At 74.3% G+C, this 15,849-nt stretch carries 18 protein-coding genes; 7 read left to right on the plus strand and 11 right to left on the minus strand.

Features of this window, described 5'->3' with window-relative positions; genetic code table 11:
* The first annotated feature begins 141 nt into the window (after positions 1–141).
* On the plus strand, positions 142–927 hold the full coding sequence (locus tag ACIBIW_RS02545) for an SAM-dependent methyltransferase (RefSeq protein WP_399331091.1): 786 nt from the start codon (positions 142–144) through the stop codon (positions 925–927).
* Positions 928–1,214: 287 nt separating this feature from the next.
* Positions 1,215–3,080 (plus strand): rhamnogalacturonan lyase, encoded by a 1,866-nt coding sequence (locus tag ACIBIW_RS02550; RefSeq protein ID WP_399331093.1) that lies wholly within the window; start codon positions 1,215–1,217, stop codon positions 3,078–3,080.
* Between the two features lie 70 nt (positions 3,081–3,150).
* Here the strand turns inward: ACIBIW_RS02550 and ACIBIW_RS02555 are convergent, their stop codons facing one another.
* The 5 genes from ACIBIW_RS02555 to ACIBIW_RS02575 all read right to left on the minus strand — a co-directional run bounded on the left by ACIBIW_RS02555 (position 3,151) and on the right by ACIBIW_RS02575 (position 6,086).
* Entirely contained in the window at positions 3,151–3,606 is a 456-nt protein-coding gene (locus ACIBIW_RS02555; RefSeq protein ID WP_399331095.1) for a hypothetical protein, read from the minus strand.
* Positions 3,607–3,713: 107 nt separating this feature from the next.
* Complete coding sequence (locus tag ACIBIW_RS02560; RefSeq protein ID WP_399331097.1) at positions 3,714–3,914, minus strand: ferredoxin; 201 nt, start codon at positions 3,912–3,914, stop codon at positions 3,714–3,716.
* 53 nt (positions 3,915–3,967) lie between these two features.
* Complete coding sequence (locus tag ACIBIW_RS02565; protein ID WP_399331099.1) at positions 3,968–4,192, minus strand: dihydrodiol dehydrogenase; 225 nt, start codon at positions 4,190–4,192, stop codon at positions 3,968–3,970.
* A gap of 14 nt (positions 4,193–4,206) precedes the next feature.
* On the minus strand, positions 4,207–4,719 hold the full coding sequence (locus ACIBIW_RS02570) for an aromatic-ring-hydroxylating dioxygenase subunit beta (protein WP_399331102.1): 513 nt from the start codon (positions 4,717–4,719) through the stop codon (positions 4,207–4,209).
* The gene (locus tag ACIBIW_RS02575; RefSeq protein WP_399331104.1) at positions 4,716–6,086 is read right to left on the minus strand and encodes a Rieske 2Fe-2S domain-containing protein; all 1,371 of its coding nucleotides are present in this window, start codon (positions 6,084–6,086) and stop codon (positions 4,716–4,718) included. The genes ACIBIW_RS02570 and ACIBIW_RS02575 overlap by 4 nt, the downstream gene beginning before the upstream one ends.
* A 130-nt stretch (positions 6,087–6,216) precedes the next feature.
* Here ACIBIW_RS02575 and ACIBIW_RS02580 point away from each other — a divergent pair, with 130 nt between their 5' ends.
* Positions 6,217–6,999, plus strand: coding sequence for an IclR family transcriptional regulator C-terminal domain-containing protein (locus ACIBIW_RS02580; RefSeq protein ID WP_399331106.1), 783 nt, complete (start codon positions 6,217–6,219; stop codon positions 6,997–6,999).
* A gap of 75 nt (positions 7,000–7,074) precedes the next feature.
* Here ACIBIW_RS02580 and ACIBIW_RS02585 read toward each other — a convergent pair whose 3' ends face one another.
* The 3 genes from ACIBIW_RS02585 to ACIBIW_RS02595 all read right to left on the minus strand — a co-directional run bounded on the left by ACIBIW_RS02585 (position 7,075) and on the right by ACIBIW_RS02595 (position 9,832).
* Positions 7,075–7,707 carry a nucleoside/nucleotide kinase family protein gene (locus ACIBIW_RS02585; RefSeq protein WP_399331108.1) on the minus strand — a complete coding sequence of 211 codons (633 nt, stop codon included), beginning with the start codon at positions 7,705–7,707 and terminating at the stop codon, positions 7,075–7,077.
* 65 nt (positions 7,708–7,772) lie between these two features.
* Positions 7,773–8,936 (minus strand): SPFH domain-containing protein, encoded by a 1,164-nt coding sequence (locus ACIBIW_RS02590; RefSeq protein ID WP_399331111.1) that lies wholly within the window; start codon positions 8,934–8,936, stop codon positions 7,773–7,775.
* Between the two features lie 35 nt (positions 8,937–8,971).
* Entirely contained in the window at positions 8,972–9,832 is an 861-nt protein-coding gene (locus tag ACIBIW_RS02595) for a hypothetical protein (RefSeq protein ID WP_399331112.1), read from the minus strand.
* Between the two features lie 453 nt (positions 9,833–10,285).
* Between ACIBIW_RS02595 and ACIBIW_RS02600 the strand changes: the two genes are divergently transcribed.
* The gene (locus tag ACIBIW_RS02600; protein WP_399331114.1) at positions 10,286–11,017 is read left to right on the plus strand and encodes a FadR/GntR family transcriptional regulator; all 732 of its coding nucleotides are present in this window, start codon (positions 10,286–10,288) and stop codon (positions 11,015–11,017) included.
* A 58-nt stretch (positions 11,018–11,075) separates the two neighbouring features.
* Here the strand turns inward: ACIBIW_RS02600 and ACIBIW_RS02605 are convergent, their stop codons facing one another.
* On the minus strand, positions 11,076–11,507 hold the full coding sequence (locus ACIBIW_RS02605; protein ID WP_399331116.1) for a hypothetical protein: 432 nt from the start codon (positions 11,505–11,507) through the stop codon (positions 11,076–11,078).
* Positions 11,504–11,698, minus strand: coding sequence for a hypothetical protein (locus ACIBIW_RS02610; protein WP_399331118.1), 195 nt, complete (start codon positions 11,696–11,698; stop codon positions 11,504–11,506). The genes ACIBIW_RS02605 and ACIBIW_RS02610 overlap by 4 nt, the downstream gene beginning before the upstream one ends.
* A gap of 201 nt (positions 11,699–11,899) precedes the next feature.
* Here ACIBIW_RS02610 and ACIBIW_RS02615 point away from each other — a divergent pair, with 201 nt between their 5' ends.
* Positions 11,900–12,679 carry an HAD-IIA family hydrolase gene (locus ACIBIW_RS02615; protein WP_399331120.1) on the plus strand — a complete coding sequence of 260 codons (780 nt, stop codon included), beginning with the start codon at positions 11,900–11,902 and terminating at the stop codon, positions 12,677–12,679.
* A gap of 91 nt (positions 12,680–12,770) precedes the next feature.
* Here ACIBIW_RS02615 and ACIBIW_RS02620 read toward each other — a convergent pair whose 3' ends face one another.
* Positions 12,771–14,018: an ROK family transcriptional regulator gene (locus ACIBIW_RS02620; RefSeq protein WP_399331121.1), complete on the minus strand. Its 1,248-nt coding sequence runs from the start codon at positions 14,016–14,018 to the stop codon at positions 12,771–12,773.
* 55 nt (positions 14,019–14,073) lie between these two features.
* Between ACIBIW_RS02620 and ACIBIW_RS02625 the strand changes: the two genes are divergently transcribed.
* Both ACIBIW_RS02625 and ACIBIW_RS02630 read left to right on the plus strand, forming a co-directional pair.
* Positions 14,074–15,144: a Gfo/Idh/MocA family oxidoreductase gene (locus ACIBIW_RS02625; RefSeq protein ID WP_399331123.1), complete on the plus strand. Its 1,071-nt coding sequence runs from the start codon at positions 14,074–14,076 to the stop codon at positions 15,142–15,144.
* A gap of 91 nt (positions 15,145–15,235) precedes the next feature.
* On the plus strand, positions 15,236–15,784 hold the full coding sequence (locus ACIBIW_RS02630; RefSeq protein WP_399331125.1) for a heme-degrading domain-containing protein: 549 nt from the start codon (positions 15,236–15,238) through the stop codon (positions 15,782–15,784).
* The last annotated feature ends 65 nt before the right edge of the window (positions 15,785–15,849 follow it).

Raw genomic sequence — 15,849 nt, forward strand, 5'->3', positions numbered from 1 at the left:
CCGCCGGGCCCCGCGCGGACACACCGGGGGGTGCCCCGCGGGATGACACCGCGGGCGCGGTGGGATCATCGGAGGTGACACGGCGGGCGGCCACGGGCCGCCCGGCGCCGTGCGGGAAGCGGACGTGGATCGGAGCAGCGCATGACCTTCGACGAGCCCGAGGTGCCGGGCGGCATGGGCGCATCGCACCCCGCCCGGGTCTATGACTGGCTGCTCGGCGGCAAGGACCACTACGAGATCGACGAGGCGGTCGGCAGGAAGCTGCCCAGGATCGCCCACGACAGCGCCCGGCAGAACCGCGCGTTCATGCACCGCGCCGCCACCTGGGCCGCCCGGCGCGGCATCGCCCAGTTCCTCGACATCGGCACCGGCATCCCCACCGAGCCCAACCTCCACCAGGTCGTCCAGGAGGTGAACCCGGCGGCGCGCGTGGTCTACACGGACAACGACCCGATCGTGCTGCGGCACGCGGAGGCGCTGCTGATCAGCACCCCGCAGGGGTCGACCGACTATGTGGAGGCCGACGTCAGGCAGCCCGCGTCGATCCTCGAACACGCCCGCGGCAAGCTCGACTTCGGGCGGCCCATCGCGCTGTCCCTGATCGCGCTGATGCACTTCGTGCCGGACGCCGACGACCCGTACGGCATCGTGCGCACCCTTACGGGCGCGCTCGCGCCCGGCAGCGCGCTGCTGCTGTCGCACGGCACCGCCGACTTCCACCGCGAGCTGGAGGGCGAGGTCACGGGCACCTACAGGTCGGGCGGTATCACCCTGGTGCCGCGCACCCACGCCGAGGTGGCCCGCTTCTTCGACGGGCTCGACGTGGTGCCGCCCGGTGTGGTCCGCGCCGTCGAGTGGTACCAGGAGGAGCCGGCGCCCGTCGACGAGCCGACCCCGCTCTACGTGGGCGCGGGCCTCGTCCGCTGAGGCGGCCGCCGCGTCCCCCGGCCCGGGCGCCGGGGGACGCGGCATTGACGACTTCCGGCGCTCTGCCTATCTTCATGTCCGAAGTCACGACCACGATTCGCGATATCGAACAGCGGCTGCCTACGGGCCCGCCACCGCCAACGGGACCCGGCGGCCGGGCCGGCACGGAGCCGCGTATCCGCCGCGCCGAGATTGTCATGCTCACGCCACACCCCATGCCGCTCCATGGGAGCGGTCCCACACTCGCACGAGAGGCCGCGGCACCGCGGTGCCGCGTGGAGGTCGACATGGAAACGTACCGAGGGACGGGCCGGTCGAGGCCCTTCGGAAGACGGGGCGCCGGGCCGCGGAGGGGGCCGGGGAGCCTGCTCGCGGCGCTCGCGCTCGCCGCAGGCGCCACCACCGCGCTCGCCCCCGCGGCACCCGCGGCCCCCGCGCCGCACACCGCGGCGACGGCGCCGGTGGAGACGGGCCTAGGCCGCTCCCCCATCAGCGTGCACACCGCCACCGGCAACCTGGTGAGCTGGCGGCACCTGGCCTCCGACCCCGCGGACACCACGTTCGACGTGTACCGGGAGGGCGCGAACCGGCTCAACGCGGCGCCGCTGAAGGGCACCACGGACTTCTTCGACGAGGGCGCCCCCGCCGACGCCGACTACACCGTGCGCGCGGCCGCCCCAGGACTCGCGGCGGCCCCCGCCGAGCACGCGCTGCCGTTCGCGGACGGCTCGATGGACGTGCCGGTCCAGCCGCCCGCGGGCGGCAGCGGCTACACCTACGCCGCCAACGACGCCTCGGTCGGCGACCTCGACGGCGACGGGCAGTTGGACTTCGTCCTCAACTGGCAGCCGACCAACGCCAAGGACAACTCCCAGTCGGGCACCACGGGCAACACCGTCATCGACGCGTACAAGCTCGACGGCACCCGCCTCTGGCGCATCGACCTGGGCCGCAACATCCGCTCGGGCGCGCACTACACGCAGTTCCAGGTCTTCGACTACGACGGCGACGGCCGCGCCGAGGTCGCCATGAAGACGGCGGACGGCACGGTCGACGGCCGCGGCACCGTGATCGGCGACGCGGGCGCCGACTACCGCAACTCCGGCGGCTATGTGCTGGCGGGGCCCGAGTACCTGACGGTGTTCGACGGCGCGACCGGCGCTGCCCGCGACACCGTGGACTACGTGCCGCCCCGGGGCACCGTGTCCTCGTGGGGCGACGACTACGGCAACCGCGTCGACCGGTTCCTCGCCGCCACCGCCTACGTGGACGGCAGCCACCCCTCGCTGATCGAGGCCCGCGGCTACTACACCCGTACCGTCATCTCCGCCTGGGACTTCAGCGGCGGCAGGCTGACCAGGCGCTGGACGTTCGACACGGACAGCTCCACCAACAAGGGCAAGGGCTACGACGGCCAGGGCAACCACCAGCTCTCGGTCGCGGACGTGGACGGCGACGGCAAGGACGAGATCGTCTACGGCGCGATGGCGGTGGACGACAACGGCGCCGCCCTGTGGACCACGAGGAACGGGCACGGCGACGCCATGCACGTCGGCGACCTCGTCCCGAGCCGCCCCGGCCTTGAGGAGTTCAAGGTGGACGAGGACGCGTCCAAGCCGTCCTCGTGGATGGCGGACGCCCGCACCGGCCAGATCCTGTGGTCCACACCGCCCGACGGCGACAACGGGCGCGGCGTCAGCGACGACATCTGGTCGGGCAGCCCGGGCGCCGAGTCCTGGTCGGCGGCGGACGACAGCCTCCGCGACACCGCGGGCAACGCCATCGGCCGCAAGCCGTCGAGCACCAACTTCCTCGTCTACTGGGACGGCGACGCCACCCGCGAACTCCTCGACGACACCCATATCGACAAGTACGGGCCGAACGGTGACACCCGGCTGCTCACCGCCTCGGGCGTGCACTCCGACAACGGCACCAAGGCGACGCCCGCGCTCTCCGGGGACATACTCGGCGACTGGCGCGAGGAGGTGGTGTGGCCGACGTCGGACAACAGGGCGCTGCGGATCTACTCCACCCCCGACCCGACCGGCCTCGACCTGACCTCGCTCCTCCAGGACCGCCAGTACCGCGAGGGCCTGGCCTGGCAGAACACCGCGTACAACCAGCCGCCGCACCTCAGTTACTCCGTGGGATAGCGGCCCGTACACACCGCGGGCGCCACCGGACCACCCGGCGGCGCCCGCACCGCGCGTCAGGGCCCGCCCCTCACCCGGCCCGCTGGGTGTACGCGAGGACGGGCGTGGCCGGGTGGAAGGCGTCGACGGCGGCCTGGAGGCGGCGGGGGTCGAAGCGCCAGGAGGTGATGGGGCGGCTGGCGAGGAAGAGGTCGTACTCGACGTGGGGGGCGAGTTCCGCGGCCTCCTCGGGGGTCAGCCTGCTGTTCGCGCCGGGCAGCGGCGGTGCGCCGGGGGTGCGCGCGACGCCTATGTACGGTGTCGCGGGGCCCGCGGTGCGCAGGTGCCACACCACCACGGAGGTGATGTGCGCCCACGGCACGAACGCCGTCTGGCTCGCGTAGCGGGCGGGTGCCCCGCCGAGCAGTACGCCCTTCTCGTCCACCCGGAACGCCACGAGCCGCCGCATGCCCATACCGGACAGCAGTTGAAGGGGGGTCCGCATGAAGTACGCCTCGTAGACGGCACCGGGACTCTGCTCAGCCATGCCGAAAGGCTACCGAGACCGGGCGCGTCACCGCCGCCGGTGGTCGGGGTCGGCGCGGCGCTTCGGCCAACTCCGGCCGCCGGAAGGCGCGGTGGCGCCGTGACCGGCTAACGCGCCTCGTCCGCGATCCAGATGGCGCGCACCGGGCACTCCCGCACCGCCTCCTCGACCTCGGCGCGGTGCTCTTCGCCGGGCGTCTCGTCCAGGACCAGGACCCGGTCGTCGGGGCCGAGTTCGAAGACGTCGGGCGCGACGAGCAGGCAGCTCGCGAAGCCCTCGCACCTCTCGATCGACGACGCGACACGCATGGCTGCCTCTCCTTCCGGCGCGGCGGCGGGCCGCGCCGTCCTCGGGACGGTGCTCACTCGGGGCGTACCAGGTCGGCGAAGTCCGCGTGGTCCATGCGGGTCAGGCTCTCCGCCTCCAGCGCGTCCAGATGGATGGCGCGGCCGCTCTCCAGGTCGCGCACCAGCAGTCGCGGACCGCTCGCGGTCTCGTCGAGCCGGACCTCGACCACCGCGAACTCGTTGCGCAGCACGATGCGTTGACCCGGACCGTGGACGTCGGGCCGCTCCGCTCCCGTCATACCGGCGCCGCCTCTCAGACCAGGAAGGTGAGGTTGAAGAGGGGCGCGTCGCAGTTGACCAGGAGCGCCTTCTTGCGGCTGATCAGCCAGCCGCCGTCCGCGGTGTGCCGCAGCCGGTGCTCGTACTGCCCCGCGAACGTGCGCAGTTGGTCGTTGCGGGACTCGTGGAGGGAGAAGTTGGAGGTGACGACGGCGAGCGCCGGGTCCCGTGCGGGGTCCCGCGCCACCCGGACGTTCGCGATCAGGCGGCGGGTCGCGGAGGGCGGGATCTGGGCGTGCGCGGGGCCGTTGGTGAGCCGCCACACCCGCTCCTCCATGCGCAGCCTGTCGTCGTGGATCAGGGAGACATGGCGGCCGGGGTCAAACTCGCCGCGCCGCGCGGGCAGCCAGTAGACGGCGTCGTCGGTGAACAGGTCGAGCCAGCCCGTGAAGTCGCCGTCGTCGAGGCGCGCCGCCTCCTCGAACAGCAGGTCCTCGGCCGCGGCCCGGTCGAGCGGCGGGGCGCCGGTGCGGGCGTGCGCGGTCATCGGGCGCCCTCCGGTGCGTGCGCGTGCGTCCCGGCCGCGGCCGTCATCAGGCGGCGCCACTCGCGCAGCAGTCCGCGCTGCGGGGTCTCGTCGCTCGGGGCGCCGCGGCGGGCGCCGCCGTCGAGGCGCCGCTCGTCGTGGAGGCCGCGGTTGAGCAGCAGCCAGGGTTCTGCGTCCGCCGCCACGCCCTGCTGGACGCAGACGAACGCCTCCGCGTCGTCGGGCGAGATGAACGCGCCGGTGGCGAACGCCTCCTCGAACTCGCGCAGCCGCTCGTCGTTCAACTCGGGCGGCGCGTCGCCGATCAGCATCGGGTGCATGGTGATCCGGGTCTCCGCGGGGCCGATCGGGGTGATGACGCGCAGGTTCTGCAAGGTGAGGTGGAGGTTGGGGTAGATCAGCAGGTTGAACTGGCCGAGGAAGTCGCGCAGCAGCGCGGGCCCGTGCTCGGCCGCCAGGCGCGCGGTGTACTCGGGGTAGTCGGCGCGGAACGCCTCGATGTCCCCGTCACTCGGCCAACGCGCGAGCAGGACATGGCCGTTCGGGTGCGCCTCGCTGTAGCCGACGGTCTCGTCGCGGGAGGCGAGCCGGGCATGCGGCCGGTCGGGGTGCTGGTCGCGGATCTTGAACCAGGTCTCGTGCAGGGTGGTGGCGTGGTAGCCGTCGACGCCGCCCTCGGCCGCGTGCTTCCAATTGCCCGGGTACGTCTGCCGGTTGCCGCCCGCGGAGAGGTCGAGTGCCTTCTCGAACGCCTCGTGGAGGAAGATCCGGTCGAGGTACGGGCGGATGCCGCCGAGGTACTCGGGCAGCGGCACGATGTCCGGGTCGAGGCTGGCGAAGACGAGGCCGCGGTAGCTGTCCACCCGGGGCACGGGTGTGAGGCCCAGCGCGTCCTTGTCGAGTCCTTCGCCGTAGCGCCCGGCGCGCGGCACACCCACGAGCCGGCCCGAGTTGCGGTACGTCCAGCCGTGGAAGGGGCAGCGGAAGAAGTGGGCGTTGCCCGCGTTCTCCCGGCACACCAGCGAGGCGCGGTGCCGGCAGCGGTTGAACAGCACGCGCACCGCGCCGTCCGCGCCGCGCGCCACGATGACGGGGCTGCGGCCGATGGTGGCCCGCTTGTAGTCGCCCGCCTCCCGGATCTCCGACTCGTGGGCCACGTACACCCAGGTCCTGCCGAAGACGGCGCGCATCTCCAGGTCGAAGAGGTGCGGGTCCGTGTACACGCTGCCGTGCACCCTGTCCTCCTCCACCAGCGCGCCCACGTCCCCGAGCGGGCCGACCGCGCCGCCGAGCGGGCCGACCGCGGGGGGCGGCGCGGCTTCGTCCGCCGCCGTCGGGGGGACCGCCGCTTCCCGGATGCTCTCCATGCCAGCCGTGCCGCCTTCCTCGGTTGCGCCGACCCACCCGAGCTTGTACGCTTTGCGCACAGACAGTGCGCTTTACGCACCATGCCCCTCACCATCCCGCCGCCCCGAGGGGCTGTCAAGGGAGCCCGTCATGGTGAAAGACCCGGAGCAGCGCGACTTCATCCAGTCCCTGGAGCGCGGGCTCGCGGTAATCCTCGCCTTCTCCGACCACCACCCGAGGCTGAGCCTCGCGCAGGTCGCGGAGCTGACGGGGCTGAGCAGGGCGACGGCGCGGCGGGTGCTGATCACCCTCCAGCGGCTCGGGTACGTACGCAGCGAGGGGCGGCTGTTCGCGCTGACGCCCCGGGTGCTCGGGCTCGGCTACGCGTACCTCAGCTCGCTGAACCTGACGCAGATCGCCCAGCCGCACATGGAGCGGGTCGTCGCCGCGCTGCACGAGGCGTGCTCGCTCGCCACCCTCGAAGGGCCCGACATCGTCTACGTGTCCCGGGTCCCCACCCACCGCGTCAGCAGCATCACGCTCGCCACCGGCACCCGGCTGCCCGCGCACGCCACCGCGATGGGCCACGTCCTCCTCGCCCACCTGCCGGAACCCGAGCTGGAACGGTACTTCGCGGAAACGGAGTTGGCCCCGCTCACCGGGCGCACGGTGCGCGGGCGCGGCGAGTTGGAGCCCCGGCTCGCGGCGGCCAGGGAGCGCGACTGGGCCACCGTGGACCAGGAGTTGGAGGAGGGGCTGCGCTCGGTCGCCGCCCCGGTGCGCGGCGCGGACGGCCGGGTGATCGCGGCCCTCGGCATGTCCGCCACGGTCGCCGCCGCCTCCCCGGAGGAGATCCGCGACCGCTTCGTGCCCGCGCTCGCCGAGGCGGCCCGGCAGATCAGCCACGAGCTGGGGGCGGGGTTCGGGGCCTGAGGCGGGGCAGGCGACCAGGCGAGGTGCGGTATCCCCGCGCAGGGGGTGGTGTCCCGGCCTCGGGTGGTCGGACGGTCAGGTGGTGGCGGTGAGGAAGCGGTCGGCGCGGGAGCGGTGGCGCTCGACGAGTTCCGTGTTGGGCCAGTCGTTGCCCGCCACCCAGGCGAGCGCGGCGGCCTCGTCCCTGCCGCCCTCGCGCTGTCTGCGCACCAGGCGCTCCCTGCGCAGCCCCGGCGGGGTGTCCACGTACCAGCGGGCGGCGAGCAGCGCGGTGGCCTCGCGCCAGCCGGGCAGGTCGCAGACGAGGTAGTTGCCCTCGGTCACCACCAGCCGGGCCCCTGCGGGCACCACATGCCGTGCGGCCACCGGCTCGTGGAGGGTGCGGTCGTAGTCCGGTACGTAGATGTGGTGGCCGGTGTCCTCGCGCACCCGGGCGAGCAGGGCCGCGTAGCCCCGTACGTCGAAGCTGGGCTCGGAGCCCTTGCGGGAGGTGAGGCCGAGGCGGGCGAGCTGGGCGTTGGAGAGGTGGAAACCGTCGAGCGGCAGATAGGCGGCGCTGCCCGCGCCGTGACCGCGCTCCACCTCGGCGACCAGCGCCCGCGCCAGCGTCGACTTGCCGGCCCCCGGCGGCCCCGCGAGCCCGACGAGCACCCGTGCCGACTCCCCCGTCAACTCCCAGGCATCCCTGGCAAGAACGGCGATATCCATCCCGCCACCCTAGGCGCCCGGAGGGCGCCATCCGTAACCGCAACCGAAGAGGCCACGGCGCCCTGTCAAACCCCCTTACCAGGCGCCCGAAGGGCGCCAAAGCTGAAGGCGACCGTCAAGTCCCGTACCAGGGTCTTGCGTTCGTGCTCGTCCAGTTCCACCAGGCCGCTCAGGGCGAGCCGGGTGACGGTGTCCTCCACGGAGTCGATGACCTGGTCGAGCCCCGACTCCCGGTGCCGTGCCTCAAGGGCCGCCACCCCGCGCTCCCGCATGGCCTCGGCGACCTCCGGCGCGTAGTCGACCCGCAGCGGCCGCACCGAGCACACCTCGATGCCCGCGGCCTCGGTCTCCGCGGCGAGCAGCCTGGTCAGCACCTCGCCCACGCCCTCCACGTCCCGCAGCGTGTCGGCGCGCGAACGCCCCGGCTCCTGGGGGCCCATGGGACGCGAGGCGCAGACCCGGGCGGTGGCGGCCTCCACACAGGCGCGCAGATAGCCCTCGTGGTCGTCGACCCCGAGCAGCGCGCGCGCCGTGTCCCGCACCCGCCACACCACGAGCACCGCCACCCGCACCCCGACCCCGTCGGCGTCCACCGCGGCGAGCGGCCCGCTGCGCCAGTGCCGCAGCCGTACATCGGCCCTGCGCCGCACCAGCAGCGGGTTCACCCAGACGAGCCCGGCGCGCCGCACACTGCCCCGGTACCTGCCGAACAGCGTCAGCACCCGCGCCGTACCCGTCGCACCCCGCGAGATCCCGCAGAAGCCCGTCACCGCCAGCGCGCCCGCCCCGGCCAGCGCGGCCCACTGGGCGCCGCCCACGGTCGCGGCGCCCGCCCGCGGCAGCCCCAACACCCGTACCGCCGACGGCGGAAGCGCGCCCGCCCACCACAGCCCGAGCACACATCCGGCGAGGCCCACGGCGCCCATCAGCAGACCGAGCGCCCCGGGCAGCGCCCTGGCACCGCGCTCCCGCAGCACGGGCGCACGCGGCGCGCCGCGCGGCGTGGGCGGGGGCCGGTGCGCCGGGGTGCGGGGCTGTTCGCCCGTGCCGCGTCTGCGGCCCACCACCGAGGGGGTCAGCGGCACCGGGCTGCCGACCGCGTCGTCGCGGAACAGCAGGTGCAGCGGGATCTCCATCGTCGAATCGCCCCTGATCAACCGCTGCGGCCGCGCGCCCGGCTCCGGGCCCCTGCCGCCGCCCTGCCCGCTCGCGCCCGCGGCCGCGCTCATCCCCGTACCGTGGTCATCTCGGACCGCCTCTCGTCTCATCGCCACCCCACCGTGTCCCACCCGCCGGGCACCGCGCGCGCGGCGTGGCCGGGCCACCGCTCCCACGGCGCGGAGGCCCCGGGCCCCGCGGCCTCCGCCACGACCCCTTTGTAGCGGTAGGGCACATAGCGTTCCGAATTGCTCCAGTAGGCGTACGGCGTCTCCCGCTTCCTGGCATTCGGGGGCGTCATTTCATAAGCGAGATAGCGGGTTCTGGACTCGTCCTGCCAACCGCCGAAAATGGTGGCGTGGGAGCCCGCCTCCGGGTTCTGCTCATTGTGGAACAGCAGAATGTCACCGGGCGCGAGTTCGTCCTTGGTGATACGGTCCGCGAATCCCGGGAGGCTGCCCGTCCATTCATTGCCGCCGAGCCCCCAGGCCATGGAGACGAAGCCCGAGCAGTCCTGCCGGTAGCCGTCGGACCAGTACGCGTTCATGTCGTAGGGGACCTTCGCGTCCACCCACGCGGAGGCGCGCGCCATGATGTCGGCCCGGGTGGTGGTGCGCGGCTCCTGCCCCGGCCCGTCCTCGTCGACGGGCCGCGTCCCGGGCCCCCGGTACCGCGCCCCGTACCCGCCGTACAGCGGACCGCTCGGGCCCTGCGGGGTCCAGGCCGCGGCGCCGAGCGGGGTGCGGCCGGCCCACGTCTGCCGGGCCGGCTCCGGCTTCGCGGCCGCCGCCGCGCCGACTGTCTGGGGGCCGAGCACCGTGCCCGCGGCCACCGCCGCGAGCACCAGCGCGCGGCGCGCTCCCGGCCTTATCGGGGTGCGGCGCGCGACGGCCGGCCGCCGGTACGCGCGGCCTCGGCAGTCGCCTTCAGTCGCGGGCTCGAATTCCTCGAACACCGGCGCCGCCATGCGAATCCCCTCGCTTTTCGTGAATTTTCCGCACCTCTGCACATCCGACAGTTTGTCAACTGTGCCGCGAAGCCGCATGTTGACGGTCCGAATGATGTATCCGGAAATACGGCACCCCGGTGAGAAACGCCGGGGCGGCCGGGGCACGGGACCGTACGGCCGGGCCCCGCAGCCCCCGTACGGGCGGCGCGGGGGCAGCACCTGGCAACGCCGGGGGCAGCGGAGAGGCGGCACCCGAGGCAGCGCCCGGGGGAACCCACGGCATACCGGGGCGGCACGGTCCACGACCCGCGATGGCCGGAAACAGACTCCTGAGTGACCAGAAGCCATATGGGAGGAGTCATGGAGGTAACCATTCCGGGCACATGAGGTGGCGTACGGGCCGCCGCCGGGTCGACCACCCGTACGACCACCGGCCTCCCACCGCACGTCAAGCGCGGATACCGTGTGCGTATGGCGCGCGACATCCAGGAGCGAATCAAGCGGCTCATCATCGGCCGACGGCTGCCCTCGGGCTCCCCGCTGCCCACCGAGCCCGAGCTGATGGAGCTGCTCGGCGTCAGCCGCAACTCCGTGCGCGAGGCGCTGAAGGCGCTCCAGGCGATGGGCATCGTGGAGATCAGGCACGGCTTCGGCACCTATGTCGGGCCGATGTCGATGGCGCACATGACGGAGGGCCTGGCGTTCCGCACGGTGGCGGGGCACTACCGCGGCGAGGACAGCCTGCGCCAGCTCCTCGAACTGCGGGAGGCGGTGGAGACGGGGCTCATCGCCCGGCTCGCGGGCCACCTCACCGAGGCCGACCTCGGGGAGCTGGACACCCTGGTGGCGAAGATGGAGGCGGAGGCGGAGAACCCCGGCGGGGTGGGCGCCGACACCGACCGCGCCTTCCACGCCACCCTCTACCGCGGCCTCGGCAACCCGCTGCTCGGCGAGGTGCTCGAAGCGTTCTGGGACGCCTTCCACCAGGTGCGTACGGACCTCGTGGACGAGCCGCCCGACCCGCGCGACACCCACCGCCAGCACCGGGAGATCCTGGACGCGGTCCGCTCGGGCGACGCGCGCCGCGCGGAGCGCGCCATCCGGGACCACTTCGGCAACCTGCGCACCCGCCTCGACTCCGCCACCACCCCGCCCGAGTGCCCCGACCCGGTGGCGAAGGAGGGGCGGGGACAAGGTGCCTGACGGGCGGTCAGCTAGCTGACGAGGAGCCAGCACGGGCAATCAGCTAGTTGACGAGGTGTCAGCGGGCGGGCGTGCCGTACCCGAAGCTCCCGTACCCGAAGCCGCTGCCGTACCCGAACCCCGCGCCGAGAGCGCCGAAACCACCGGGGCCACCGGGGCCACCGGGATCGTCACGGCCACCGCGCTCGCCGCCGGGGCCACCACGGCCCTCGGGACCGCCGCGGCCGTCCGAGCCGTCGGGGGCGGTGGCCGGGACCGGGCCGCGGGAGGCGGTGGGGAGCGGGTGTGGCGCGGGGCCGGGGTCGGGGCGGCCCGCCGCCGCCATGTCGCCGACCGTGGGCGCGGGCAGCCCGGCAGGCCGCTGGGGCGCGATCCCCCTGCCGCCCCAGCCCCAGAGGGTGAGCAGCAGCAGGACGAGCAGCACCCCGAGCGGCAGTCTGACCCAGTCCTTCTTTCCGTCCCGTTGCCGTGGCCCCTCGGCCATGCTCACCCCCGGTCCCTTCGGCGACGCCTTCTCAGATTGCGGCAGACCACCACCGTGCCCGCGACCCCGGCGAGCGCGAGACCCGCGATCGCGTGCGGCATCCCGGGCCCGCCCTGCTGGGCGCGCTCGGCGAGCGACGCGGCCGCCGGGGCGGCGAGCGCCACCAGCGCCCCAGGACCGCTCGCTCGCATCCGCATGGTGCACCTCCCTGGTACTGGCAGCCTCGCGGGTACGGCGCCGCGGCGCACCCCGCGTTACGCCGGGCGGCGGAGCGCGACGGCCCGCCCCGTGCCCCCCGCGCGGGCGGCGCCGTCCGCTGGTCGGGGCGCTCCCCCGGGGGGACGGGCCGTGCATAGCATGGGCATCCCATGGCCCACGTACGGCAGGAGTCCGCCCCCATGACAGACCGCAAGCCGATCGCCTCGTGGCTCACCGACATGGACGGCGTCCTGATGCACGAGGGCGTTCCGGTGCCGGGCGCGGACGCCTTCATCAAGAAGCTGCGGGAGTCGGGGCGGCCGTTCCTCGTCCTCACCAACAACTCCATCTACACCGCCCGCGACCTGCACGCCCGGCTGAACCGGATCGGGCTTGAGGTCCCGGTGGAGAACATCTGGACGTCGGCGCTCGCCACCGCGAAGTTCCTCGACAACCAGCATCCGCACGGGACCGCGTACGTCATCGGCGAGGCGGGGCTCACCACCGCGCTGCACGACGCGGGCTATGTGATGACCGACGTCGACCCCGACTTCGTGATCCTGGGCGAGACCCGGACCTACTCCTTCGAGGCGCTGACGAAGGCCATCAGGCTGATCAACGCCGGTTCGCGCTTCATCGCCACCAACCCCGACAACACCGGACCCTCCCCCGAGGGCGCGCTGCCCGCGACGGGCTCGGTGGCGGCGCTGATCACCAAGGCCACCGGCAAGGAGCCGTACTTCGTCGGCAAGCCGAACCCGCTGATGATGCGGACCGGTCTCAACGTCATCGGGGCGCACTCCGAGACCTCCGCCATGATCGGCGACCGGATGGACACGGACGTGCTGGCCGGGCTCGAAGCCGGGATGGAGACGTTCCTCGTCCTCACCGGGCTGACGTCGCGCGGCGACATCGCCAAGTACCCGTACCGGCCGACGAAGGTCGTGGAGTCGATCGCGGACCTGGTCGACCTGGTCTGAGCCGCCCGCGCCGCCGGGCGCCGCCGCCCACGCCACCGGGTGCGCCACCCGCGGGAGCCACCGCCGCACACACGGGCCCGGCGGCCCGCCCTCAGCCGAGCAGCCCCGCCGCCCCCTGCGCGCCCACGGCCATGTCCCCGGCCCGCCCGAAGAGGGGCGCGAGCAGGAGGTGCGCGGCGCCCTGCGCCACGAGGCGGTCGTCGCCCGGCGCGATCGTGACCGGCACCGCGCGGTCGAGGCCGCCGCGGCGCACCCGCTCGGTGAGGACCGCGGTCACCCCGCGCGCGAACAGGTCACGGTGCGCGAACACCAGGCGGCCGCCGAGCAGCACCCGCTCGACGTCGAGCAGCGACACCAGGTTCGCGGCGGCCTCCCCCAGCACCCGCGCCGCCTCGCCGAGCGCGCCCTCGCGCACCGCGCGCAGGCAGATGGCCTCGACACAGCCACGGTTGCCGCAGGGGCACGGCGGCCCGTCCAACTGCACCACTTGGTGCCCGAACTCGCCCGCACCGGTGCGCGGCCCCCGGTACAGCTCCCCGCCGAGCACGAGCCCGGCCCCGAGCCCCGTACCGAGGTGGAGGTAGGCGAAGGCCGAGAGACCGCCGAGCGCCGCGGGCCCGCCGAGCGCCGGGGCCCCCCGGCCCGCGCCGCGGTGCAGGGCGAGCCCGAGTGCCGCCGCGTTGGTGTCCTTGTCGACGACCACCGGCAGCCCGAACCGGCGCGCCAGCAGGTCGCGCAGCGGGAAGCCGTCCCACTCCGGATGTCCCGTGACCCGGCGCAGCACCCCCGCGCGGTGGTCGAGCGGTCCGGGCGCCGCCACCCCGACGCCGAGCGGCGCCCGCTCGCCGGTGACGGAGGCGACCGCGCGCACGGCGGCGGCGAGCACCGTCCCCGCTCCCGCGCCCAGGTCGAGCGGTGCCCGGTGCTCCGCGACCACGGTCCCGGTCAGATCGGTCCGTACGGCGACGAGCGCGTCCCGGTCGAGCTGGAGCCCCACCGCGCCCGCGGCGTCCGGCACGAGCCGCAGCACGGTGGCCCGTTTGCCACCCGTGGAGGCGCGCAGCCCCGCGTCGGCGACGAGCCCGGCGGCCCGCAGCCGCGCGACGATCTTGCTGACGGCCTGCGGGGTGAGCCCCGTACCGGCGGCCAGCTCAAGGCGGCTGACGCCGCCGTCGCCCGCGCCGCGCAGCAGGTCGAGCACCATGGAGGCGTTGTGCCCGCGCAGCGCGGCGAGGTTGCCTCCCGGGTACCTGGCCCCGTGGGGCTCGGCGCGGCCGGACGCCGGGAGCTGCCCGGGGTCCTCCGGCGGCCCCGGGGGACGGCTGTCATCGCTGCGCATCGACGCATTGTCTCCCACGCTTGCACTTCGGCAACAGCGTTGCTTAAGTGGGGGCATGACTGACTCCCGCCGCGTGGCCCTGATCGGGTACGGACTCGCCGGCTCCGTCTTCCACGCCCCGCTGATCACCGCGGCGCCCGGGCTCGCGCTCGACACCGTGGTGACGTCGAGCGAGGAGCGGCGCGCGGGGGCGGCGGCGCAGTACCCGGGGGTGCGGTTCGCGGACCGCGCCGACGAGGTGTGGGCCCGCGCCGACGAGTTCGACCTCGTGGTGATCGCCACCCCGAACCGCACCCACGTACCGCTGGCGAGGACCGCGCTCGAAGCGGGCCTGCACGTCGTGGTGGACAAGCCGGTGGCGGGCACGGCGGCGGAGGCGAGGCAGCTCGCGGAGCTGGCGGAGTCGCGCGGCCTGCTGCTGTCGGTCTTCCAGAACCGCCGCTGGGACAACGACTTCCTGACGGTACGCGGCCTGCTCGAACGGGGCGTGCTCGGCGATGTGCAGCGCTTCGAGTCCCGCTACGAGCGCTGGCGGCCCGCGCTGAAGGGCGGCTGGCGCGAGTCCGGCGACCCGGAAGAGATCGGAGGTCTCCTCTACGACCTCGGCAGCCATGTCGTCGACCAGGCGCTGGTCCTCTTCGGGCCCGCGGTGCGGGTGTACGCGGAGTCGGACACCAGGCGCCCCGGCGCGGCCTCCGACGACGACTCGTTCATCGCGGTGCTCCATGACACCGGGGTCCGCTCGCACCTGTACGTCTCCGCGACGACGGCCCAACTCGGCCCGCGCTTGCGGGTGCTGGGCTCGAAGGCGGGCTATGTGAAGTACGGAATGGACCCGCAGGAGGACGCGCTGCGCGCGGGGCGCCGTCCGGGCGACGGCGGGGACTGGGGCGTGGAGCCCGAGTCGCTGTGGGGCCGCGTCGGCGCGGGCGAGTCCCCGCTGACCGGCGGCGGCACCCCGGAGCCGACCGTGGCAGGCGACTACCCGGCGTTCTACGCGGCGGTGTCGGCGGCGCTCGCGGAGCGCGCGCCGAACCCGGTGACCGCGCTGGAGGCCGCCACCGCCCTCGACGTCCTGGAGGCCGCGCGCCACTCGGCCCGGGTCGGCGCGGCGGTGACGCTGTGAGCCCGGCAACCGGCGGACGCCGTACGGGACTTGGCGGATGGCGTACGGGACACGGGCGACGGCGTACCGGACTCGGCGAGGGGGCGCGGGGATGAGCGGGCAGGACAACGAGCGGCGGGACCACGCGGCGTGGGCCGCCGCGCGGCAGGAGCCGCAGGACCACGCCGCCGAACTCGCCGAGCTGGCCGCGCAGGAGGAGCACCTGGTGCTGCCGGGCTTCGGCCCCGACGACGCCTGGCGGCTCGGCACCCTGCTGGTGGACCTCGCGAAGGGACGCGGGGCGCCGGTGGCGATCGACATCCACCACGGCGCCCAGCAGCTCTTCCACGCCGCCCTGCCCGGCGCCACCCCGGACAACGCCGAGTGGATCGCCCGCAAGCGGCGCGTGGTCGAGCGGTACCAGCAGTCGTCGTACCGCGTGGGCACGCACCACCGCGCCCGTGGCACCACCTTCGAGGAGGCCACCCGTCTCGACCCGGCGGTGTACGCCGCGCACGGCGGCTCGTTCCCACTGCGGGTGCGGGGCACGGGCGTGGTCGGGGCGGTCACGGTGTCGGGGCTGCCGCAGAAGGAGGACCACGACCTGGTGGTGACCGCGCTGACCCGCTTCCTCGACGGCGCGGGAGCGGCGGCCGGCTAGCACCGCGGTGGCCCGCTCCCCCGCGCGCTCCCATGAACCCCGCGCTCTCGGCCGATCCCCCGCGG

The sequence above is a fragment of the Streptomyces sp. NPDC050560 genome (assembly GCF_044457285.1).
Taxonomy (GTDB): domain Bacteria; phylum Actinomycetota; class Actinomycetes; order Streptomycetales; family Streptomycetaceae; genus Streptomyces.

Coding starts and splice junctions, on each gene's coding strand:
- ACIBIW_RS02545 (WP_399331091.1), top strand. CDS start 142: ATGACCTTCGACGAGCCCGAGGTGCCGGGCGGCATGGGCGCATCGCAC.
- ACIBIW_RS02550 (WP_399331093.1), top strand. CDS start 1,215: ATGGAAACGTACCGAGGGACGGGCCGGTCGAGGCCCTTCGGAAGACGG.
- ACIBIW_RS02555 (WP_399331095.1), bottom strand. CDS start 3,606: ATGGCTGAGCAGAGTCCCGGTGCCGTCTACGAGGCGTACTTCATGCGG.
- ACIBIW_RS02560 (WP_399331097.1), bottom strand. CDS start 3,914: ATGCGTGTCGCGTCGTCGATCGAGAGGTGCGAGGGCTTCGCGAGCTGC.
- ACIBIW_RS02565 (WP_399331099.1), bottom strand. CDS start 4,192: ATGACGGGAGCGGAGCGGCCCGACGTCCACGGTCCGGGTCAACGCATC.
- ACIBIW_RS02570 (WP_399331102.1), bottom strand. CDS start 4,719: ATGACCGCGCACGCCCGCACCGGCGCCCCGCCGCTCGACCGGGCCGCG.
- ACIBIW_RS02575 (WP_399331104.1), bottom strand. CDS start 6,086: ATGGAGAGCATCCGGGAAGCGGCGGTCCCCCCGACGGCGGCGGACGAA.
- ACIBIW_RS02580 (WP_399331106.1), top strand. CDS start 6,217: ATGGTGAAAGACCCGGAGCAGCGCGACTTCATCCAGTCCCTGGAGCGC.
- ACIBIW_RS02585 (WP_399331108.1), bottom strand. CDS start 7,707: ATGGATATCGCCGTTCTTGCCAGGGATGCCTGGGAGTTGACGGGGGAG.
- ACIBIW_RS02590 (WP_399331111.1), bottom strand. CDS start 8,936: ATGAGCGCGGCCGCGGGCGCGAGCGGGCAGGGCGGCGGCAGGGGCCCG.
- ACIBIW_RS02595 (WP_399331112.1), bottom strand. CDS start 9,832: ATGGCGGCGCCGGTGTTCGAGGAATTCGAGCCCGCGACTGAAGGCGAC.
- ACIBIW_RS02600 (WP_399331114.1), top strand. CDS start 10,286: ATGGCGCGCGACATCCAGGAGCGAATCAAGCGGCTCATCATCGGCCGA.
- ACIBIW_RS02610 (WP_399331118.1), bottom strand. CDS start 11,698: ATGCGGATGCGAGCGAGCGGTCCTGGGGCGCTGGTGGCGCTCGCCGCC.
- ACIBIW_RS02615 (WP_399331120.1), top strand. CDS start 11,900: ATGACAGACCGCAAGCCGATCGCCTCGTGGCTCACCGACATGGACGGC.
- ACIBIW_RS02620 (WP_399331121.1), bottom strand. CDS start 14,018: ATGCGCAGCGATGACAGCCGTCCCCCGGGGCCGCCGGAGGACCCCGGG.
- ACIBIW_RS02625 (WP_399331123.1), top strand. CDS start 14,074: ATGACTGACTCCCGCCGCGTGGCCCTGATCGGGTACGGACTCGCCGGC.
- ACIBIW_RS02630 (WP_399331125.1), top strand. CDS start 15,236: ATGAGCGGGCAGGACAACGAGCGGCGGGACCACGCGGCGTGGGCCGCC.